21 protein-coding genes and 2 pseudogenes are annotated in these 21999 nt (G+C 46.6%); 7 read left to right on the forward strand and 16 right to left on the reverse strand.

Annotation, left to right across the window (positions count from 1 at the left end):
- Nucleotides 1-2785 (forward strand): TonB-dependent hemoglobin/transferrin/lactoferrin family receptor (locus Q0174_RS07685; RefSeq protein WP_298043056.1); only part of this gene is annotated, 2785 nt, incomplete at its 5' end.
- A 510-nt stretch (nucleotides 2786-3295) separates the two neighbouring features.
- On the opposite strand, the gene Q0174_RS07690 is transcribed toward Q0174_RS07685, so the two are convergent.
- The 13 genes and pseudogenes from Q0174_RS07690 to secA all read right to left on the reverse strand — a co-directional run bounded on the left by Q0174_RS07690 (nucleotide 3296) and on the right by secA (nucleotide 16740).
- Nucleotides 3296-3745 carry a hypothetical protein gene (locus Q0174_RS07690; RefSeq protein ID WP_298043060.1) on the reverse strand — a complete coding sequence of 150 codons (450 nt, stop codon included), beginning with the start codon at nucleotides 3743-3745 and terminating at the stop codon, nucleotides 3296-3298.
- Nucleotides 3746-4392: 647 nt separating this feature from the next.
- On the reverse strand, nucleotides 4393-5496 hold the full coding sequence (gene ychF / locus Q0174_RS07695; protein WP_298043062.1) for a redox-regulated ATPase YchF: 1104 nt from the start codon (nucleotides 5494-5496) through the stop codon (nucleotides 4393-4395).
- A complete protein-coding gene (locus Q0174_RS07700) occupies nucleotides 5497-6957 on the reverse strand; it encodes a leucyl aminopeptidase (protein WP_298043064.1) in 1461 nt (486 codons plus the stop codon).
- A complete protein-coding gene (locus Q0174_RS07705) occupies nucleotides 6932-7549 on the reverse strand; it encodes a DedA family protein (protein WP_005870565.1) in 618 nt (205 codons plus the stop codon). The genes Q0174_RS07700 and Q0174_RS07705 overlap by 26 nt, the downstream gene beginning before the upstream one ends.
- Before the next feature lie 2 nt (nucleotides 7550-7551).
- Nucleotides 7552-8100 (reverse strand): adenine phosphoribosyltransferase, encoded by a 549-nt coding sequence (locus Q0174_RS07710; protein ID WP_005870566.1) that lies wholly within the window; start codon nucleotides 8098-8100, stop codon nucleotides 7552-7554.
- A complete protein-coding gene (locus Q0174_RS07715) occupies nucleotides 8097-8339 on the reverse strand; it encodes a hypothetical protein (protein ID WP_177388948.1) in 243 nt (80 codons plus the stop codon). The genes Q0174_RS07710 and Q0174_RS07715 overlap by 4 nt, the downstream gene beginning before the upstream one ends.
- 626 nt (nucleotides 8340-8965) lie before the next feature.
- Nucleotides 8966-9208: pseudogene (locus Q0174_RS07720) on the reverse strand (RpiB/LacA/LacB family sugar-phosphate isomerase); the annotation flags it as partial.
- 309 nt (nucleotides 9209-9517) lie between these two features.
- A pseudogene (locus Q0174_RS07725) lies at nucleotides 9518-9682 on the reverse strand (RpiB/LacA/LacB family sugar-phosphate isomerase); the annotation flags it as partial.
- 9 nt (nucleotides 9683-9691) lie between these two features.
- Nucleotides 9692-10537: a signal peptidase I gene (gene lepB / locus Q0174_RS07730; RefSeq protein WP_291937048.1), complete on the reverse strand. Its 846-nt coding sequence runs from the start codon at nucleotides 10535-10537 to the stop codon at nucleotides 9692-9694.
- Nucleotides 10538-11395, reverse strand: a complete 858-nt coding sequence (gene folD / locus Q0174_RS07735) for a bifunctional methylenetetrahydrofolate dehydrogenase/methenyltetrahydrofolate cyclohydrolase FolD (RefSeq protein WP_298043066.1) — start codon at nucleotides 11393-11395, stop codon at nucleotides 10538-10540.
- Nucleotides 11396-11714: 319 nt separating this feature from the next.
- Nucleotides 11715-11846, reverse strand: a complete 132-nt coding sequence (locus tag Q0174_RS07740) for a hypothetical protein (RefSeq protein ID WP_297896595.1) — start codon at nucleotides 11844-11846, stop codon at nucleotides 11715-11717.
- Between the two features lie 356 nt (nucleotides 11847-12202).
- A complete protein-coding gene (locus tag Q0174_RS07745) occupies nucleotides 12203-13393 on the reverse strand; it encodes an ABC transporter permease (protein WP_298043068.1) in 1191 nt (396 codons plus the stop codon).
- Nucleotides 13394-14121: 728 nt separating this feature from the next.
- Complete coding sequence (gene secA, locus Q0174_RS07750) at nucleotides 14122-16740, reverse strand: preprotein translocase subunit SecA (RefSeq protein WP_298043070.1); 2619 nt, start codon at nucleotides 16738-16740, stop codon at nucleotides 14122-14124.
- Between the two features lie 120 nt (nucleotides 16741-16860).
- Between secA and lolA the strand changes: the two genes are divergently transcribed.
- The 6 genes from lolA to Q0174_RS07780 all read left to right on the forward strand — a co-directional run bounded on the left by lolA (nucleotide 16861) and on the right by Q0174_RS07780 (nucleotide 20243).
- Complete coding sequence (gene lolA / locus Q0174_RS07755; protein WP_298043072.1) at nucleotides 16861-17373, forward strand: LolA-like outer membrane lipoprotein chaperone; 513 nt, start codon at nucleotides 16861-16863, stop codon at nucleotides 17371-17373.
- A gap of 6 nt (nucleotides 17374-17379) precedes the next feature.
- Nucleotides 17380-17940 (forward strand): low molecular weight protein-tyrosine-phosphatase, encoded by a 561-nt coding sequence (locus Q0174_RS07760; protein WP_298043075.1) that lies wholly within the window; start codon nucleotides 17380-17382, stop codon nucleotides 17938-17940.
- Between the two features lie 65 nt (nucleotides 17941-18005).
- On the forward strand, nucleotides 18006-18458 hold the full coding sequence (locus Q0174_RS07765; protein WP_297988983.1) for an FxsA family protein: 453 nt from the start codon (nucleotides 18006-18008) through the stop codon (nucleotides 18456-18458).
- On the forward strand, nucleotides 18455-19384 hold the full coding sequence (hemC, locus tag Q0174_RS07770; protein ID WP_298043077.1) for a hydroxymethylbilane synthase: 930 nt from the start codon (nucleotides 18455-18457) through the stop codon (nucleotides 19382-19384). Before Q0174_RS07765 ends, hemC begins: the two co-directional genes overlap by 4 nt.
- A gap of 95 nt (nucleotides 19385-19479) precedes the next feature.
- Nucleotides 19480-19935, forward strand: coding sequence for a hypothetical protein (locus Q0174_RS07775; protein WP_298043079.1), 456 nt, complete (start codon nucleotides 19480-19482; stop codon nucleotides 19933-19935).
- 29 nt (nucleotides 19936-19964) lie between these two features.
- The gene (locus tag Q0174_RS07780) at nucleotides 19965-20243 is read left to right on the forward strand and encodes a hypothetical protein (protein ID WP_298043081.1); all 279 of its coding nucleotides are present in this window, start codon (nucleotides 19965-19967) and stop codon (nucleotides 20241-20243) included.
- Here the strand turns inward: Q0174_RS07780 and Q0174_RS07785 are convergent.
- From Q0174_RS07785 to Q0174_RS07795, 3 genes are all read right to left on the reverse strand, one after another.
- On the reverse strand, nucleotides 20230-20466 hold the full coding sequence (locus Q0174_RS07785) for a hypothetical protein (RefSeq protein WP_298043083.1): 237 nt from the start codon (nucleotides 20464-20466) through the stop codon (nucleotides 20230-20232). The genes Q0174_RS07780 and Q0174_RS07785 overlap by 14 nt on opposite strands.
- 41 nt (nucleotides 20467-20507) lie before the next feature.
- The gene (locus tag Q0174_RS07790) at nucleotides 20508-21524 is read right to left on the reverse strand and encodes a hypothetical protein (protein ID WP_298043085.1); all 1017 of its coding nucleotides are present in this window, start codon (nucleotides 21522-21524) and stop codon (nucleotides 20508-20510) included.
- Between the two features lie 117 nt (nucleotides 21525-21641).
- On the reverse strand, nucleotides 21642-21998 hold the full coding sequence (locus Q0174_RS07795; protein ID WP_298043087.1) for an MmcQ/YjbR family DNA-binding protein: 357 nt from the start codon (nucleotides 21996-21998) through the stop codon (nucleotides 21642-21644).
- Between the last annotated feature and the right edge of the window lies 1 nt (nucleotide 21999).

Genomic DNA, 21999 nt, shown 5'->3' on the forward strand with positions numbered 1-21999 from the left:
GACGGGCAGATTCGGCGCTAGCGGATATGCCGTTCGCGGAGTGGACGAAAACCGCGTGGCTATCACGGTGGACGGGCTTCGTCAGGCAGAGACCTTGAGCTCGCAGGGCTTTAAAGACCTCTTTGAAGGGTATGGAAATTTTAACAACACAAGAAACGGCGTAGAGATGGAAAACGTCAAAACGGCCAATATCACCAAAGGAGCCGATTCCATAAAAGCGGGAAGCGGCGCACTCGGCGGATCGGTTATGTTTGAAACCAAAGACGCCAGGGATTTCTTGACGGAAAAGAACTATCGTTTCGGCTTTAAACAGGGCTATCAAAGCGTCGATAGTCAAAATTTCCACTCCTTCACCGGCGCAGCTAGGTACGGCTGGTTTGATCTTTTGGTTATAAACACCGATAGGCACGGACATGAAAGAAAAAACTATTTCTACGACATATATGATAGTAAAGAGGACAAACTTCACATAGGTAAAACTCGCGAAAAAGCAGACCCATATACCATAACCAAAAAAAGTACGCTCGTAAAGGTGGGATTTCAGCCGAGCGATAACCATAGATTGTCTATCGCGATAGATAACTCGAAGCAAAATTCCGACGGCGAGGATCTTTCTTATACGTTAAGAATGGGTAGCCGTCCGGATGCTCCGGAACGATATGGAAATAGGACAAACCACGATAGCTCTACCAGAAAAAACGTGCAGTTTAGCTACGAATATGTCGGAGATACTCCACTTTGGGACAGTGTCAAACTTTCGTATTCTTGGCAAAATATTAAGAACCGTGCAATAAATAAAGAGGGTTGCCAAGGCAATAGATGCCAGAATGTGCAAAATCCTTCTGGGATGCATCTAAATGAAAGCTCAAGCGGTTATGATATCGTAGATAAAAACAATAGACCCCTAAGCGTTGATCCGCGACCTGTCGAAGAAGGCGAAGAAATTATTAAAGATGGTTCGGGCAATATTCTAAATAGGGGCAGTGATTATAAAAAAAGGGATGGTGAAGGATATTATTTGGATTGTTCCAAAGTAAATTGTAATAAAAAATTCAAAGTATTAAAAGAAACATACGATGGAGATACTTGGGAGTATAATTACGAATTAGTGGAAAGAGAGATAGAAAAGCATACTCTTCCTGACGGCAGAGTTTACGGGACTATAAAAAGAGATCCGAGCGATATGGATACTATGACAAAGGCTTATAAGCTATTTCATTTAACTCCATATACCGATGGTTACAATTCCGTCCAATACACTGATAGGACTCTAGAAACTAAGACATTTCAGGTTAATCTAGACTTAGAAAAAGAATTTAGTCTATTTAATTTGATAGATAATTCTATATCATACGGCGGACTTTTGGATCAAACAGATAAATCTATGACTAATAAAGATGGATTTTACTCGGGTGATTCACAATGGTGGGATAATATACTCTTCGGTAGAACTCCTGGAGGTGGCGTGCCAAACCCTAATTACCATATGAATGGTAGTCAAAGAAGCAATACCACTGCGGTGAGTACCTATCTGATCCCAGTGCAAACTACGACTGTAGCAAGCTATATCGGGGATGAAATTCAAATAACTAAATACGTAGGCTTCGATCTCGGTTATCGCTTAGATTTTGTAAACCATAAACCAAAATATACCGGCCATCCTGAAGTGCCAAGAGGCATCATAACCGGTCTATGGGTGCCGTATCCTTATAATCCTTACGATGGAGTGCATGGCTATTACACTCCTTACGGAGAACAAAATTATCAGGAAAATTTAAAATTCCTACTAAGAGAAAAACAATACAACAGCAACTCATATAAACTAGGTCTAAATTTAGACCCACTGGATTGGATGAGGATACAACTAAAGGGCTCCAAAGGCTTCCGCGCTCCGACATCGGATGAGGCGTATATGACCTTTAAGCATCCGGACTTTTCTATCCGTCCTAATATATTTTTAGAACCAGAAATTGCAAGGACGAAAGAGATCGCTCTTACTTTTTATAGCGAGAGAAGCCGCATAACTTTCGATGTTTTTAAGACGGATTATAAAAATTTTATCGATCTTGAATTTTTGGGAAATTTACAAGTCGTAGATCAGCAGATACCCTATCCGTTTTATCAAAACGTAAACCGAGATAGCGCCAAAGTGCATGGATTTGAGATAAATACCCATCTGGAGCTCGGCGATGTATCGGAGAGCCTGGAGGGATTTAGGCTGGGATATAAATATAGCAGACAAAAGGGCAGAATGTCGTGCGCCAGCAACGGCTCAAACGCCAATAATTCAAACTCCGGATGCAGCAGGGGCGAAGAGGTGCCTATGAATGCGATCCAACCGCCTACTTCCGTCTATAATATCGGCTATTCTACGCCCGGCGACAAATATGGCATTGATCTTTTCATAACTGACGTAGGAGCCAAGAAGCGCAAAGATACCTACAATATGTATTGGAAAAGCCAAGTCGAAAGAACGGATCCGTATTGGGGGCACATCGATGCTTCTATAGTAAACGGAGAGCCCGTAACCGATAATACCAAAGGTTGGCGAAGCGGTGATTATACGGTAGTGGACGTTATTGCTTATGCAAAGCCGCAAAAAAATTTTAACTTTAGTCTAGGCGTTTACAACCTAACCAACGCCAAATATATCACTTGGGATAGCGCGCGCTCGATCAGGGCTTTTGGAACGGTCAATATGATCGATCAAGCGACGGGTGCGGGCATCGGTAGGTTTTATGCGCCGCGCAGAAATTTTAGATTTAACTGGGAGGTAACGTTTTAGGTCTTGGGTATGTTTCGATCCAAAATTTAAAACGAATTTTGGATCGAAGTCTCGATTTGATCGAATTGAGCCCTGCTTTGCAATTTACGCTTTAAATTTATATCCAATGAGCCTTTGCAACGCAAGAGCAAGATCACTTCGTATTTTTGGCATTTTGATAAAATTTTTAGCGATATAATTTTTGCCGAACGGTAACATTTTGCGCGCGCATTAAATTTGTATATCGCTGCTTTCGTTTATGCGGTTTTGGCTCAGAACCTACCGCCGTACGGTATAAATTTTACATTTCTATCGATAAGCTTTTTTACGAAGGTCAAAGGCAAATTTTTATATCACCAAAATTTGCGCGCCATACAATCTCAACAAAGATAAGTTAAAAACACTGAAGGCGTTTGACAACCGCACGCAAAACTACGGCGGCAGAATGAGACCTACGATAAGGCGCACAAGACGATGCTTAAGACAAATGTTTTTTATTTATGATTTAATACGCGGAAAAATAAAGACGAATTAGCCTCTATTTTTCTCGATTTCATATAAAATTTTGATTTTTTTACAAGCTCTTTGTAAGATACAGAACCCCAAGGCAATATATAATAAAATAGACAACTTACTAATACCGTAAAACCATATGGGAAACGTTACGATTAAAAAGGCTATTAATATAAAATCCCAAATTATAGCTAGAGCCTGTTTCGCTCTCATATAATTTGAATACTTAGCTAAAATCGAAATATGCGTTATGCTGGGCGACTCAGGGGAAAGATAACAATACGTTACCTCGACTATATCGCCGTTATCAGCAAACCATTGATCGGGATAGTCGAAAAATCTTATTCCTTTTACCTCAAATGTTATATACAGTCCGTCTCGCCCCCAGTCTGTTTCTAAGTTTTCCATCTTGCCGATAATTGTGAAAAATTTCAATTCACTTGAAGCTTTCTTTTTTAAATGCCACATTATTTTCCTCCAAATTTCGGTAAAATTTCGTAAAATCCACACTACTTTCTGTGGCGTTCGCGCTAAAATTTTAATTTTTGCACACTCGCGTTAAGATAGGCGAGAAGCCCCATTAAAATAAATATTAACGATACGCAATCATAGAAATTCGCTAAAACCGAGCAGCGTATGCGAAAACGCACGCCCTTAATCTCAAAAAGCGCGAATATGTCGATACCTTTGCGCAATGTATGGAGGCGCAAATTTCGATTCTGCCCGTGATTTTGCTTTTAGCTTCGGATTTTGGCAAAAGATTCATATCTATAGTCCGTGCGCAAAATTCGCCCACCGAAAGGTACGGCGAATTAAAATGCATAGATATTGTAAAGTTGAGCTTACTTACGATAATGTTTAAAGTTCCGTCCTGCGCAAGTTAAATTTATATAATTTTAAAATCGAGCCGAACCCGAGCATACGTTCGATCCCGGGGATTTTTTATGAAATTTAAAAATTTTAAATCGTTGCTTTCAACTAAAATTTTTAAATTTTCAAATTCTCACACGCCATAGAAATTCAAATTTCGCAAATTTAAAAATTTGAATCGGATGTGCAAATTCAGCACAAATTAAAACCCTGTAATTTTAAATTTCGCTCGAATGCAGCGCAAATTAAACATTAAATCTAAAATGCATTACGTCGCCGTCTTGCACGACGTAGTCCTTGCCCTCAAGGCGCATTTTACCCGCTTCTTTCGCCCTGCTCTCGCCGCCGCACGCGATAAAATCATCAAATCCGATCACCTCAGCTCTGATAAATCCGCGCTCAAAGTCGTTGTGGATCACGCTCGCGGCCTTCGGAGCCTTCCAGCCCTTCGTGATCGTCCACGCGCGCACCTCCATCTCGCCCGCGGTAAAGTAGCTGATGAGGCTGAGCTTCGCAAAGGAGCGCTTGATAATGAGCTCCAGCCCGCTTTGCTGCGCGCCCAGGCTCTGCAGCATCTCGTGCGTCTCCTCGTCGCTTAAGCCTATCAGCTCCTCTTCGATCTTGGCGCAGAGCTTGATCACCTCGGCGCCGCGGGTGTTTGCGTATTCTCTTACGCGCGCGACATATTCGTTATCTTGCGCGATGCCGTCTTCATCCACATTTGCGCCGTAGATTACGTCCTTGGCGCTAAGCAGGCGCAGCTCGCGATTTAAAGCGATGTAGCTTTCGTCCTCTTTGAGCGCAAAATTTGAAGCGGGCTTGCCGCCATTTAGATGCGCCAAAAGCTCGTTTGCCACGGCTAGCGCCTCTTTAGCGCCCTTTTGATTTGCTTTGGCTTCCTTGCCTAGGCGCTCGATCTTGCGGCTAAGCTGCTCGATGTCCGCTAAAATCAGCTCGGTTTCGATGATCTCGATGTCGCGGATGGGATCGACGCAGCCTTCGACGTGGGTTATGTCGCCGCTTTCGAAGCAGCGCACGATATGAAGGATGATCTCGCACTCGCGGATATTTGAAAGAAATTTATTTCCCAGCCCCTCGCCCTTGCTAGCTCCGCGTACGAGACCCGCGATATCTACAAACTCGATAGTCGAATGCACGATGCGACCGGGCTTAACGATCTGTGCAAGTTTGCCGAGCCTGGCATCGGGCACGGGCACGACCGCTTTGTTGGGCTCGATCGTGCAGAATGGATAGTTCTGCGCCTGTGCGTTTTGCGCGCCGCTAAGAGCGTTAAATGTGGTGGATTTACCGACGTTCGGAAGCCCTACGATCCCTACTGACAGCCCCATCTACGCGTCCTTCAGCTCTTTGGCTAGAGCCTGCAAGAAATATAAGTTTGCTCTCACGCCCGCGCCCGTCGCGCCTGCCGCGTAATAGCCCCACGCCTTTTCCAGATACGCAGGACCTGCGATATCAAGGTGCAGCCACCTGTCTTTATACTCATCTTTTATAAATTTATCCAAAAACAGCCCCGCGGTTATCGCGCCGCCGTATCTGCTGGAAGCGCAGTTGGAGACGTCTGCAATACTGCTTTTAATTAGCTCGCGCAGATAATCGTTAAATTCCAAAATACTAAATAGCTCGCCGCTTGATCCGCTAAGATCTTTAAATTTACGCTTTAGCTCCTCGCTGTTTCCCATGATGCCGCTAGTGTATTCGCCGAGCCCCACGACGCAAGCACCGGTAAGCGTCGCCATATCGATTAGCAGATCAGGCTCAAGATCCTGCGCGTAGCTTAGGCAGTCGGCAAGCACGAGTCTGCCCTCCGCGTCGGTGTTTCGCACCTCGATACTTACGCCGCTGCGGCTAAGTAGCACGTCGTCGGGCTTATATGAATCGCCGCCGATCATATTTTCGGTAGCGCCGATGACCGCATGTATCTCAAACGGCAACTCAAGCTCGGCTGCGCCCTTGATGATGCCCATCGCAGCAAGCGCGCCGCTTTTGTCGCTTTTCATCGTAAGCATATAATCGCTCGGCTTCAAACTTAGCCCGCCGCTGTCGTAAGTAAGCCCTTTGCCCACGAAAACGACGCGCTTTAGGCAGCGCTGCGGCTTACAGATCAGATGGATGAGGCGCGGCGGATGAGCGCTGGAGCGATTGACCGCCAAAAACGCATTCATATTCTGCTCGCGCAAAAAGTCTTCGTCGTAAATTTTAACGCTCACGTCGTCGTAGTTCGAGGCTAAAATTTCAGCCTCGCTCGCCATCTTTTCGGGCGTGTAAATTTCAGGGATCTCATTGACGCCGTCGCGCGCAAAATTTGCGGCGTTTGCCATCACGGTGCCCTGCTGCACGCCATAGTTCATCTTTTGCACGTCGGGGCTACTGCCGCCGTACTCCTGCGTCGAGATTAAAATTTCACTCAAGCTGGAGTTTTTTTTATCGCTTTTGTATTTGTTAAACTCATAACCGCCCAAAAGCACGCCCTCGACCATCGCCATCGTGCTTCTGCGGTCGCATCCGCATTTGTAAAAGGCGATTTTAAAATTTTTGATCGCGTAGCCCTTAAGCGCGTTGTATGCGCTCGCAAGCGCCGCTCGCAACCTATCGAAGCTAAGCTCTTTGATCCCCACGTACAGCCGCCCGCTCTCGGCAAGCAGCAGATTGCCCTCGCCTTTGTAATTAAAAAGCGCAAACTTATCCGTGTCTTTAATAAATTCGTGATTTAAATTTTTATCCACAACTAAAATAACTTCAAAATCCGCCTCTATCTCGTTAATTTTACGATCTAGCAGTTTTACTTTCATCTCGTTCCTTTCGTGAGTTCATAAAGTGATTTTCCATACGTTTAAATAGCCTAAAAAATAGATATAAAATTCCGCCTATGATAGGTATCGCAAAATACCAGTGTTGCTCGATTAGCCGCAGCCCGCTCCAGATCTCCTCGCCAAAATACCACGCCAAAATCATCGTCGCGCCCGACCAGCACCAAGCGCTAAAAAGATTGATAATCGCAAATTTCTTTGCGCTGTAGCGAGTGATACCGATACTCATCGGGATGATGACGCGGAAGCCATACATATAGCGCTGCATTAAAATTATCGGCCAGCCGTAGCGTTGCAAAAGCAGGTGCGCAATCGCAAATTTTCGACGCTGTGCCGCGAGCTTTTTACTGATATATTTTTTATTGTAGCGACCGATATAAAAATAAAACTGATCGCCGCAAAATGCCCCAAGACCCGCGACAAAGATACCTAGCGGCAAATTTATGTGCCCCTCGTGCGCCATGATACCGCCCAAAATCAGTGCGATTTCGCCTTCTAAAATACACCAAACGAAAAGCACGATATAGGCGTATTGGTGGTATTCTTGCAGTAAATTTTTAAGTAGCTCTTCCAAAATCACGCCTCTAAAACGCAATAAACGTTTGTGCGACGCGAAAACTCGCCTAGATCGTTTAACTCGCGCAAATTTAATAAAAAGCACGCCTCGACACACTTAGCCTGCGTCTGTGCGATGAGATCTAATGCCGCTCGTGCGGTGCCTCCGGTGGCGATTAGATCATCGATTAGCAGCACCTTGGCATCCTGCACGCCAGAGAATGCATCCACGTGCATCTCGACCTGATCGAAGCCATATTCAAGGCTGTATTTTTGCGAAATCGTGATATAAGGGAGCTTCTTTGGCTTTCTAATCGGCACAAAAGCGACCCTCAACCTCGCGGCAAGCGCCGCTGCAAAAATAAATCCGCGACTTTCTATGCCTACTATATAATCAAGTCCGTAATCGGCGTAGCGCTCGGCTAGATGATCAAGCAGGAAATTAAACGCCTCACGATCGCCTACGAGCGTCGTGATATCGTAAAACAAAATACCGGGCTTTGGGAAGTCGCGCACGGTGCGGATCGAGCGAAATAAATAGCTTTTTTGCTCGTTGCTTAGACTTTTCATAGCTTACCTCTTTTCAATCTTGCGTTTTGGATTTTTAAGCTGCAGTTTTCGCTCTCCTCATTTTGCAGGGCCTCAATGCCGAAGCGAAGGGCAGTTTTAAGCTTTTCGTTATCGCTTTTAAGCTTTGAAATTCTTTCTTCGCTCTTTCGAAGTAAGGCGTAAATTTTAGAATTTTTTCGGATCGATAGAATAAGTAGCGCTGCAAAAAATAGCGCTAAAACGCCTAATGCTACGCTCATTGCTCGCCTCCTTCATTTGGATTTGCAAAGCGCATAGTAGCGAGTGTTGCATTAAAATACGCACTAGAAAGATTTGCTCCCTTTAAATTTACGCTCGTAATAGCAGAATTCTCATCTGTTAAACCCGCACTAGCGCAATTTGCGTTTTCTGGCTTAACGCTCATAAAGAAGGAATTTGTAACCTTGAAATTTATAATTGTGGGGTTCAAACCGACAAAATCTTTGCGGCTAGCTTTTTGAGCGAAATTTTTCTCGCAAACGCCCGCGTGCGCAAAATTTAACGCGAAATTTGCACTAGTAGAATTTTTACCCAATGGATTTTTCCCATCAAAGATTATCTTTGCGTGCGCAGAATTTAAATTTATATGATGTGCACCACCAAAGCTTATCAAGGAATTCTCGCCGGTAAAGAAGGAATTTTTATCGTTAAGGCTCCGCGCAAAATTTGACGCGGAATCCGTGCCGATAGGATTTTTGCTAGAAGGGATTTCGCCTACGAAGCTTAATTTAGAATTCCGCCCATTTAAATTAGCGCCACAGCTTTGTTCCGTAAAATTTTGAGCGGAATTCTGCATGAAATTCTCCCCATCAAATCCATGCGCGCAATTCGCACTACCGCAAACGCCTAGCTTTGCGACGCGCTTAATGTGCCTGCCGCCCGCAAAATCGGTACTAAAAAACGCCCTAATCATATCTTCAATAACTAGCGCGCCCATCAATCGCTCGCCGAAGGCTAGGACGTTGGCGTCGTTGTGCTCTCTAGCTAGTCTAGCGCTCGTTGCGTCATGACACAGCGCGCAGCGGATGTGAGCGTGGCGGTTTGCGGCGATGCTGATACCGATGCCCGTACCGCAAATCAAAACGCCGTAAATGCCGTAGTCGGTGGAATTTAAAATTTTATCTTTGCTCGCATTCTGGCTTATGGCTGCGTTTACGCAGGTAGTCATGCTTTCGCTAGTGTTAAAATTTTGACGACTAGCGTTTTTAACAGCGTTAAAATTTTCATTTTTTCCGCTACATTGTACGGCGTCGTTAAAATTTCCGCAGCCGTTTATACTTGCGACAAAATTTTCGTTACCGCCCGCTTCGGAATTTTCCGCGGCCGTGGCGGAATTTTTGCTGCTACTTTCTTTAAAATTTTCACTTCGCGCGCAAGCTTCACATTCGGCTAAAATTTTATCCGCCAACGTGTCCGCAAAATCGGGATAGTCCACGCTCGCTTCGGCACTATGCGTGCCAAGATCGACCGCTTCGTAACCTAAAGCGGCGAGCGCTTTTTTGGCTTGCTCTTTGGCATGAAAGCCCGCATGATCGCTTGCTATGAAAATTTTATTTATTTGCATTACCGCTCCTTATTTTTGCTCGTAGATTAGGCTCTCATCGTTTTGCAAGGTATCGACGAAACGCCCGATTCGCTCCCAGCGGATCTTGCGATCGGCGTCGATACTAAAATATGTAAACCACGGCTTACCGACGATCAGACGATAAGGTACCGGACCCCAGAAGCGGCTATCAGCGGAATTATTGCGATTATCACCTATCATAAAATACTCATCCTGCGGCACTTTGATGTAAAAGGCATTGAAGCTTATCCCCGCAGCTTCGAAGCTGTGAGGGATTTCGCTTAGACTAATGGGCTTCATAGAAAATTCACCCTTCTCAAGTGCGATTTTGACATTTGTTAGCATTGAGTTTCTAGCATTAGGGTCGTAGTGAATGCCCTTAAATTTATACGGCTCTTTGACATATTTTTCGCCGCCCAAAATCACAATGTCGCGAGCATCATAGTTTGCGGCAATGAACTCGTCGCCTTCATGCGGACGAAGATAGAAATTATTTAGATCAAATATCACCTCGTCGCCGCCTACGGCAAAATTTCGCTTTACAAAGTGCATTTTTTCATTAAGCGGATAGCGAAAAACCACGATGTCGCCGCGCTTCGGACCCTCGCCACGGATGATATGCCCATCTCCGTCGCTGTCCGGAGCTACCTGCCACTCTACAAATGGAATATGCGGGGTCGGGATGCCGTAGCTAAATTTTTTAACGAATAAAAAATCGCCCTCTAAAAGCGTAGTGCGCATCGATCCGCTGGGGATCACGAAGGCTTGCGCAACAAAAAGAATGACGAATAAAACGACGATGACCGTCCCCGTCCAACTCGATAAAAATTTGTAAATTTTACTTAGTATTTTCATTTAGGCTCTTTGTCTTAAGCGATTTTTCGCCGATTTTATCGTATTACTCAAAAGCATCGCAATCGTCATCGGCCCCACGCCTCCGGGTACTGGAGTAATTAGCGAGCATTTTGGTGCGACCGCATCAAAATCGACGTCGCCTCTTAGTTTGCCGTCGCCGCCGCGATTAATCCCCACATCGATCACTACCGCGCCTTGTTTTACCATATCGGCGCCCACAAAATGCACCTTGCCGACCGCCACGACCAAAATATCGGCGTCTGCGCAAAGCTGCTTTAAATTTTTCGTCTTGCTATGAGCGATAGTGACGGTGGCGTCGACATTTAACAGCAGGCTCGCCATCGGCTTTCCGACGATATTGCTACGCCCCAGCACGACGGCATTTTTGCCCGCAATCTGCACGCCGTATTCCTCAAGCAAGCGCATCACGCCAAGCGGAGTGCAAGGCACAAAACCGTCCGAAAGCCCACTAGTAAGCTTGCCTACGTTTATCGCACTAAATCCGTCCACGTCCTTTTGCGGGCTTATTTTTTCTAAAATTTTATTCGTATCAATGTGCTTTGGAAGCGGCAACTGCACCAAGATGCCGTCAATGCTTTCGTCTTCGTTTAAATTTTCTATCAGTTCTAAAAGCGCCGCCTCGCTCACGTCGGAGCTCAAGCGGTGCGCTACGGATCGGATCCCACAGGCGGCGCAGGCTTTTTCCTTGCTCGCGACATAGGTCTTACTAGCCGCGTCCTCGCCTACCAAAATCACCGCCAGCGCGGGCTCTACGCCCTTTGCGGCAAGGTTTGAAGCGACCGATTTGATCTCCTCTTTTACCTTCGCGCTTATGCTTTTGCCGTCGATTAAAGTCATTTAAAGCCTTTTTGAGAAATAGGGAATGTTACCCTAAAATTTATAAAATTTAGATTTATTCAGCGGGATTTTATGGGAATTTGAAAGAATTTTAAAAAAAATTTCGTCCTGAATTTAAGCCCGTTTAAACAAGATGAAATTTTATCGTCGCATCATAAGCGGATAGGCGTCTTGGCGTCGCCACGCTCAGGTTTTGGCGTTCGTACAGCCAATATTGCGGGATTGAGCCTTTTTTATCCATGGGCGAGTAGGAACTGCGACGTTGTTATTTCCCCGCCGCTATAGCACCCGTATTGCGGCTTGCTGCGCAGCGCCCGTTTTATGCATAATAGTAGCCCATATAATGGCGGCTTGGTGTCGTATCTTGCTCGGCGGGGGAGTCTTGCGGCCCGCTTCTAGAACAGCCGCACAGAAACAGCGTCACGCACAGCAATAAAACGATCTTTTTCACCATAAATCCTTTCAAGATTTTTATGATTTCATCTTCGAGTGGTTTTGAAATTTTACAAAATTTAGAAAAGCGCTCATAAAAATTTGCTCCCCTTTGAAATTTAAAATTTTGAATAAATTTGAACGAGCAAATTTATCAAATTTAGGCTTTGCGCGGGTTGCGATCTCGCGCAAAGAGCGCAGCTCTAAGGTCGCTAATCGTATTTGTGCGGTATTTAATGCAGCACAAACCCACGTCGCACAAGATCGCGCAGCCTCCGTCCCGCTCGCCGAAATACCGCGCTCAACGTGCCGAACACAGCCGCGCCGCTTTGGAATTTTAAAATTTCGCCGAATTTTAAAGGTACCGCGTTAAATTTACTCGTTGCGCAGCGTTTGCAGCACGTCGATCTGCGTGGCTTTTTTGGCCGGATACCATGACGATAGCGCTACGATAAGCACCGCGCCGATTAAAATCATCGCCAAATCGCCTAGCGAGAGCTCCATCGGTAGCTTCGAGCTTCCGTAAACGTCGGCCGGCAGATTTACGATGTCGAAGCTTCCGAGCAGCCACACGCCAAATAGGCCCAAAATGAGCCCGAATATGATGCCGCCGCCGCCGATCGTGGCTCCGAGCGCAAAAAAGGTTCTCTTAACCTCCTTTTTGCTGGCTCCCAAGCTAAGTAAAAGCGCGATCTCTTGGCGACGGTTCATAACGGTCATCAGAAGCGAACTTACGATATTTAGGCTCGCGACCAGGATTATTAGCATCAGCACGATGAAAAGCGCGCGCTTTTCAAGCGCAAGGGCACTGAAAAAATTGCCGTTTTGCTGCCACCAGCCCACGGCGCTAGCACCGCCGGGGAGGCTTTTTTTGATGCGCTCCAGATCCTTAAACGGATCGTTTGAAAAAACATGCACGCCGTCGAAGGTCCCCTCGTCATAGCCTAAAATTTTGGCTAAATCGCTCGCGTCCGCGTAAGAATACGCCTTGTCGTAGGCGATCAACCCCGAGCTGAAATCCGCGCGCACATCAAAGCGCTTCATCTTTGGGATCAGCGCAAACCCGCCCGGATCGCTCTTCGTAAAGATCATCGTAATCTTGCCGCCCTCATCCAGCATAAACTCGTCCTTGATCCCGCGCCCTATCATGATGCCGTAATCCGTTAGATTGGCGTCTTTGACGCCTGCTGCGACGACGGAGTTGATCCGCTTTTCGTCGTTTAAATTTACGCCGAAAATCAGCCCACCCTCGAGCTTCTCGCCGCTTTTGGCGATGACTTGCGAGCTGATGTAAGGGCTAAAGATCAGATCGGGAAAGTCCGCCCGCAGCCCCTCCACGTCATCTTTTGAAATACCGCCGCGAAAGTGGCTGTGGATCGTGATCGGGTAGTTCATCGTAAAGAGCTTGCGCTCGAATTCCTTATCAAAGCCGTTCATTATCGCCATCGCGACGATCAGCACCGTAAGCCCCACGCCGACGCCCAAAAACGCAAGCAGCGCCGAAAGCGTAATGAAGGGCTGAGAGCGGTCGAATCTGAGATATTTGAATAATAAATACTTTACCAAAAAGCCGTCCTTGTAAAATTTCACATAAAATTTAGCGCTAAATTCTATGTGAAATTTTAAGTATTTAGGAATTTTAAAATTCCAAAAACGAGTTTTGTGCCTTCAAATATGAAAGCTTCAGCGGACTTTGAAAATTTAAAATCGCGACGAAATCTATTTTATACGCATGAAATTTAGTCCCCAAGAGATATCGGATACAGCAAATCAAACAGACCTCTTTGCCGAGACTTCGGAATTCTAAACTCAAATTCTAAATTTTAAAATTTCAAATGCCTCAAAATTTTAAAATTTTTAGAAATTTAAAACTTTTTTAGAATTTTGAAATTCTTAAAAATTTAAAGGCAGATTTCGCTTGCAAGCTCGCCCGTAATCGCATAAATTTAAAATTTAAATGCATGCCGTATCTTAGCGCACCAAATTTAAATATCGCAACGCCGCCGATCGCACTTTGAAGCACGGTGCGCCACAACAGCGCTGCGAAAACAAGTAGCCAAAGGCACCAAGTGCGCTTTTAAATTTTAAAATTTCAAAACCAAAGTTCCACCCTCTCGCGCAGCTTTGTGCGCCCTCTATATCGCCTCGCGATCAAGCCTCTTTTAAAATTTTATGACGCTCCGCCCTCGACCGATCCGCTAAATACAAAAGCAAAGCAAGGTCGAAAGCGCCGATCGCGCAATGCTCGCAATCGAGATCACCGATCGTGCGATACTTACGACCGAGCGCCGCGCCTACCTCGCAAAGCCGCCTTTTTTCGGACCGCCCTTGCCGTGGCAGTCTTTGTATTTTTTGCCGCTGCCGCAAGGGCAAGGATCATTTCGCTTAGGCTTTTTGTCGCCAAACTCGTCTGAGCCCTTTAGCTGCGCTTCATTCGTGCTTGCGGCGGCGAGTTCTTTGGCGTTTGAGCTCTCCATGCGCTCCTGCATCGCGCGTTGCTCAGCTTCGATCTCCTCCCTAGATTTAAACTGGATCGAATGCAGCAAGCGGATGCTATCGGATTTGAGGCGCATTACAAGCTCCATAAAAAGATTGTAGCTCTCCTTTTTATATTCGGTAAGCGGATCTTTGTGGTTGTAGCCGCGAAGTCCGATGCCCGCCTTTAGGATATCCATCTGATACAGATGCTCCCGCCAGTCGCGATCGACGATCTGCAAATAAAGCATCTTTTCGATACTTTTGCGCTGCTGCGGATCGATCGGCGCCATCTTGTTTTCATACGAAACGGCAAGCGCGCCGATGATCTTTTCTTTCAGCTCTTTGAAATCATCGACCTTCTCAAGCTCGCTATTTTCGAGCACCTCGCCCGTTTCTTGAGCGATTTTAGCGACGATCGGAAATTTATCGACCTCTTTGATATTTGCGCCGTCGAAAATTTCAAGCTCCTCAAGCACGCTAGAGATATATTCCTCGCGGTTTTGAATGATTTTATCTTTCAGATCGTAGTCGGGGTCCAAAAGCTCGTTGCGATATTTATAGATCGTCTTGCGCTGCTCGTTTGCGACGTCGTCGTATTCGAGGATATTTTTACGCGCTTCAAAATGCAAGCTCTCGACCTTTTTCTGCGCGTTCTCTACTGCGCGCGAAACCATGCCTGATTCAATATGTTCGCCATCTTTTAGCCCCAAGCGATCCATGATATTTTTGATCTTGTCGCTACCAAAAATTCTAAGCAGGTTATCCTCCAAGCTTAAGAAAAATCTACTCTCGCCCGGATCTCCCTGGCGCCCGCTTCGTCCGCGGAGCTGATTATCGATACGGCGACTTTCGTGACGCTCGGTACCTAAAATATACAGCCCGCCCAAAGCGCGCACTTCGTCGTCTATGCGGATATCCACGCCGCGTCCCGCCATATTCGTAGCGATCGTAACTGCGCCCTTTACGCCCGCGTCTTTGATGATCTGCGCTTCGCGCTCGTGATTTTTGGCGTTTAGCACGGAGTGCGCGATGTTTTCTTTAACCAAAAGCTCGTGCAGCTTCTCACTCTTTTCAATCGACGCCGTACCCACTAGCACGGGCTGACCTTTGGAATTTAGCCGCTTGATCTCGCTAATGACGGCGTCAAATTTCTCGCGCTCGGTCTTGTAGATAAGATCGTTTTGATCCTTTCTGATGACCGGCACGTTCGTAGGGATAGAGACTACTTCGAGTTTGTAAATTTGAGAAAATTCCGTTGCTTCCGTCTGTGCCGTACCCGTCATACCGGCGAGTTTTTCGTAAAGACGGAAGTAGTTTTGAAAGGTAATGTCGGCAAGAGTTTGGCTCTCCTCTTGGATCTGCACGCCCTCTTTAGCTTCAAGAGCCTGGTGTAAGCCTTCGCTGAATCTGCGACCTTCGCTAAGACGACCCGTAAATTCATCCACGATTATGACCTGCCCGTCGCGCACGACGTAGTGCACGTCCTTTTCAAATAGATAATTCGCCTTAAGTGCTTGATCAAGGTAGTGGCTAAGCACGGCATTTTCGAGACTATAAAGATTATCTACGCCGAAAAGCTTCTCGGCTTTTGAAATTCCCGCTTCGGTAATCAAAACGGCGCGATTTTTCTCATCTACGGTAAAATCACCCGTCGCCTTGCCTTTCGGATCGGCTGGCGCCTCGCCGCGGATCATTTGGCGAGCTACTTCGTTTGCCTTGATGTAGCCGTCCAGGGTGCGGTTCGTAGGGCCAGAGATGATAAGTGGCGTCCTGGCTTCGTCGATTAAAATACTATCAACTTCATCGACGATTACGAAATGATGCCCACGCTGCACCTTTTCATCCGCGCTAAATTTCATATTATCGCGCAGGTAGTCAAAGCCGAACTCGTTGTTTGTGCCATAAGTGATGTCGCACGCGTACGCAGCCTTGCGCTTGGCGTCATCGTATTCGCCGCCTACGATCACACCGGTACTAAGCCCTAAAAATTCATATAGCTCGCCCATTTGCGCGGCATCGCGCTTAGCTAGATAGTCGTTTACGGTCACGACATGCACACCCTTGCCCTCCATCGCATTAAGCACTACCGCCAAAGTCGCTACGAGGGTCTTTCCTTCGCCCGTTTTCATCTCGGCAATCGCGCCGTCGTTTAGCACCAAACCGCCTATCAGCTGAACGTCGAAGTGGCGCATATTTAGCACTCTTTTTCCCGCCTCTCGCACGATAGCAAACACTTCGTTAAGCACGTCATCCGTGCTCTTTTCGCCCGCGCGAATTTGCGCTCTTAACGCTTCAAATTCGGCCTTAAGCGCCGCATCGTCCATCGCCGCGTAGTTTTCTTCAAGCGCACTGATCTGTGCTGCGCGCTTGGCGTATTGTTTGACGATCCTATCGTTTTTAGTACCGAAAATCCCGTGGATGACCTTTTTAAACATCTCAAACCTTAGTTTTAAAATTTTAACCGCGCATATTAACATATTTTTAGTTTCTATTTAATTAAATCCTAGAAAAACGGCTATAATACGCGCAAATTTTCAAAAATAAAGGCAAAATTTATGAAAAAAACTCTTATTTCTTTAGCGGCAAGCTGCATTTTTGCATTCGCAAGCGGGATAGAATTCAACACTCTGAGCGCAAATTTTTCGCAAACCGTGCAGAGCGACGATGCGAAAATCAGCTACGGCGGCGATTTTAGCGCCACGAAAGAGCACGCCGTGTGGCATTATAAGACCCCTACGATAAAAAATATATTTTTTAGCTTCACAAAGGTCGTCGTAATCGAGCCCGAACTTGAGCAAGCTATCGTCACGAATATCAAAGAAACGCCGAATTTAACCGCAATCCTAGCGAACGCAAAACCCAATAAAAACGGCGTTTATGAGGCGAGTTTCGACGACGTGAAATATCTCATCGAGCTAAAGGATGATCTGCCGAGTAAGATCAGCTACACCGATAAAATGGACAATAAGGTCGTCATAAATCTAAGCAACGTCCGCAAAAATGCGCCGGTAAACGAGGCGATCTTCAAGCCCGCAATCCCAAAAAACTACGACATTATCACGCAGTAGGCGCGCGTGAGGCTACTTTTCGTCTGTCACGGCAATATCTGCCGCTCGCCGATGGCGCAATCCGTGATGCAAAATTTTATTAATCAAAGCGGCCTAAGTGCGCGCGTGAGTGTGGATTCTGCGGCGACGCACACCGACGAGATCGGCTCGCCGCCTTACTATGAGACGCAGCGCGTGCTAAAAGAGCAAAAGGTACCGCTCGTAGCGCATCGCGCCGTGCAGGTCACGCCCGCGGACTACGAGCGCTACGATCTAATCCTTTGCATGGATGATGAAAATATGCGCTCGCTGGGGCGAATTTTTCGCGGCAAGGATATGGCTAAGGTAAAATTTCTTTTGGAATTTGCAGGGGAAAATTTTACAGACTGCGATGCGCTAAATTTTAAAGGCGCGCTAAAACAAACCGACTTAAATTTAAAAGACGCCGGTTTAAATTTAACCGACTCCGAACGCCTACAAATCGCCGATCCCTACTACACGCGCGATTTTGAGCGCTGCTACGCAGATATCAAACGCGGCTGCGAGGGACTCTTGCGATACATTAAAAATTCAGACGGAATTTGCTAAAATCCGCGATTAAATTTTAGCGTCTTTAAAAAGGCGCGGCTTAAAGTGATGATTCAAGGAAAAATATGTTTAGGCTTTTGATCGTTCCATATCTGATAATTGAGGCATTTACGACCTATTATTTCGTAAGCGCAAACGGCTTCGCGGCGTATGCGGTAGAGATCGTCATAAGCGCGATTTTAGGCGGATACGTCGTAGCAAACCGCTCGTGGATGGGCTTTTTTAATCTAATGAAAATCTCGCCGAAAGAAATTTTAAGCGGCGTGGGCTTCGTCGTAGGCGGCGTCTTTCTCATTGCGCCTGGCATTTTCGGCGATATTTTGGGCGTTTGCGTAATCACTGCGTCGTTTTACTGCGTCACCAGCGACGTGCCTAAATTTAACACGAGCAGAGAAAATTCCGAAAAAAGCGAACGAAAATTCTGGCGACGCCACCGCGCAAATGACGACGTCATCGACGTAGAGGTGATCGAAGAGAACGAAATCGAGATTCGAAAAAGCATAGGAGAGGAAAAATGAAAAATTTGATCATCGCTACGCGCGGCAGCGTCCTTGCGCTGTGGCAGAGCGAGCATATCGCATCGCTGCTTGAAGCACATGGCATCCAAGCGCAGCTAAAAAGTATGAAAACCAAAGGCGATAAAATTTTAGACACGCCGCTTGCAAAGATCGGCGGCAAGGGGCTTTTTACGAAGGAGCTTGAGGAGAGTATGCTTCGCGACGAAGCACATATCGCCGTGCATAGCCTAAAGGATGTGCCCGTGGAGTTTCCGCAGGGGCTCGTGCTAGCGGCGATCTGCGCGCGCGAGGATGTGCGCGATGCGATGATCAGCGAAAAATACGCTAAATTTAACGAACTACCACACGGCGCAAAAGTCGGCACTACGAGCCTTCGCCGCAAGATGCAGCTGCTTAGCATGCGGCCTGATTTAGAGATAATCTCCTTGCGCGGTAATATCCAAACCCGCTTGCGAAAGCTCAAAGACGGGGAATTCGATGCGATTATCTTGGCGATGGCGGGCATCAACCGATTAAATTTGCGCGCCGAGGTAAAGCACGTAGCGCCCTTTGAGGTCTCGCAGATGATCCCTGCGATGGGGCAAGGAGCGCTCGGCATCGAGGCGGTGGACGAGCCGCAAATTCTACGCGCGATAGAATTTTTAAAAGATGAACGCGCGATCATCGAAACGACCGTGGAACGGGATTTTGTCAGGGTTTTAGAGGGCGGCTGCCAGGTGCCGATCGGCATCAACGCGCGCCTTGAGGGCGAAAATATCTATATCAGCGCGATAGTGGGCCTACCCGACGGCAGCGAGAGCATCCGCCAAAGCATCATCGCGCAAAAATCGCAATACCAAAGCGTAGGTGCGGAGCTTGCGCGCGCTTTTATAGAAAAAGGCGCAAAGCAGCTCCTCGCGCGCGCCGAAGCGATGGCGAGCCTATAAAAGGCGAAATTTACGTAGTTTTAAAATTTGCAAAATTTTGAAATTTCTAGAATTTATGGACTTTTTAAATTTATAAAATTTCCAAAGGTTAAATTTTGAGCTTATTCAGATTTTTTAAAACAGCGGGATTTCCAAAAATTTTTGCCTCGCTCATACTTTGTGCAAGCTGCGCGTTAAACCTAAACGCGAGCTCTAATGAAGAGCTCGTCCGCTCGCTATTTAGCGACGCAAACTTCGATAAAAATCTTTATTTCAAAGGCGAGATGAAAAGCTATTTGAAGCGCAAATTCTACGCGGCGAATAACTATAGCGAAATCACGGTCGCTCCGCTTGGACGCAGCGACGAATTTAGCGAAATTTTTCACGTATTTTTGGGCTCTAAAGAGAAGCACTTCGACCTTTATGTCTATACTAAGGAGGACGGAATCTACGCCGTGCGAGTTTTAGCGCAAACCGCCATTATTGAGGCTATCGTAAGCGAATATGAAAAATTTAGCGAGGCGCAAAAACGCGAATTTGAGCAAAGAACCGATGCAGATATCATAATTTAAAGCTAATCTTAGCGCCCGATAAAGAGCTTATGGAGTTTGGAAAACAAAACTTAGCGGCATTTGAAAAAATTTACGAGCTTTACGCCGGCGGCGAGTCCGAGCGCGCAAAGGCGGAGATCAAAAGCCTGCATCTCTCTCACGCCGAGACGGAGGGCAAAAGATTTATGCTGCTCATCGGTGGGATCACCGATAACTCCGTGGGCTTTTTGCGAGTGCAAGATGAAGCAGACCTGCCGCAAATGAGTCCTAGCGAGTTTATAATGATAGAAAAAATTGCGCCGAATTGGTATCTTTTTAAAACCACATAAAAAGCCGCGCCGCAAGCGATTTTGAAGCTTCGCGGCGATCTAAATTTAAAAGCGTTACCCGCGCCTTAACCATACCGCCGATCAAAAAAAATCGCGCGAATTTTAAATTTAAACAGACGGTCTGCGAATTCCGTCTGCCGCGACTTTTGGGCGAAATTTTAAAATTTTGAAGTCTAAATTTAAACAAAGTGTCGCCAAAGCGCGCCGCGATAAATTTAAACATGGCGGCGAAAGAGGCCTAAACATAGCGCTCAAGCGATGCGCCTAAAAACGCCAGCCCGGCCCAGACTTGAACTGCGCAAAGTCCACTCCAGTCGCGTCCAAAACCGCCCGCGAATAAAAATAGAGGCTGTAAAATAGCTCATCGTCGTAAAAATGCTCCTCCCAGCGCTCCTCGTCATTCTCATCGCTCTGCGGCCACAGATATTTTTCCGCAAGCATATCCGAAAAGTTCGCCAGCGGCGCTACGTGCGAAATCTTATCGGCATCATCGCAAATCTCAATCATAAACGCAAAAAATCCGCCGAGCCGAGCCGCGATAAAGCCTACCGCTTCGTTTTCGCCGTTTTCGTTTTCGCTGTTTCTACTCACCGCATCGTTTTGCTTTTTATCTGCCGCAGCGTTTTGATTATTTTTATTCGCGTTTTTGCCCGCCACGGCGCGCGCCTGCATAAAGAAGCGCGCTAAGAACAGCAGCGCAAAAGGGGTTGCGTGCCAAAGCGTGCTTTGATGCTCTATCTCGTTAAAAATCTTACTAAGCGCGTCCTGGAGGGCTTTGCTATCAAATTTCTCCCACTCGCTCGCATCCGAGCTCTTATCCGCCGCGCTCGTTTTAAATTTACTAGCCTGGCTCGCTTTAAATTTTATCGCCGCGCTATCCGCACTCTTAAATTCCGCCTTGCCGCACTTCGCCGCGTCTGTTTTAAGCTCCGTCTCTCCGCCCGCTTTAAATTTCGCAGCCTCGTTATCCGCCTTTTGAAATTTGGACTCGCTCGTTTGCGCTAAATTTACGGAATTTTGCGCTGCGCCGCATCTTGCCGCATCCGTAGAATTTTGCCCGCAACCGGACCCACTTTTTAAATTTTGCCCTGCTCTGGACTTGCTTTTTAAATTTTGCTCGCCGCCCGAACCGCGCGCCGCATCACATGCCTCGATTACCAGCGCGAGTTTTTTAAAAATTTCGGGGAATTCGCTCGCCCTGCCGTAAGCGGTCGTGAGCCTGCTCCACGGCACGTCCTGCGCTTTTAAATTTGCGATATACTTCAAATTTTGCTCATTCATCCACGCTCCTTGCGAATATTTTTAAAATTTAAACCCCGCAAGCCGCTAAAATTTGCCCTCTCGGTTCAAATTTAGCCTCTACCGCACGTAGTTTTAAACCGAGCTCAGGCGCAAATTCTACCTCGTAAGCTCCCTGCTATGCTCGATTAGATCCTCAATCTGCTCGCGCGACACCGCATCAAGGCAGACGCTGATCCAGTGCTTTTTATTCATATGATAGGCGGCAAAAATCCCTTTTCCATCGCGCAAAATTGCCGCCAAATCGGGCGAAACTTTTAAATTTATCACGTCGCTTGAGCCAGGAAGTGCGCGACCGAGCTTTTCGTTTGCAAGCCCGCGCATCAGAAGCGCAAACCACTTGCGCTGCCCTCCTGTGTGACGAAAAACCGCAAAATTCGGATATTCATCCCACAGATACTCGCCATCCGCGCCGTAGCGCTGCTTCATTAGCTTTAGGACGCTGCTGAAGTTCATT

Source organism: uncultured Campylobacter sp. (assembly GCF_937996225.1).
In the GTDB taxonomy this organism is placed as follows: domain Bacteria; phylum Campylobacterota; class Campylobacteria; order Campylobacterales; family Campylobacteraceae; genus Campylobacter_B.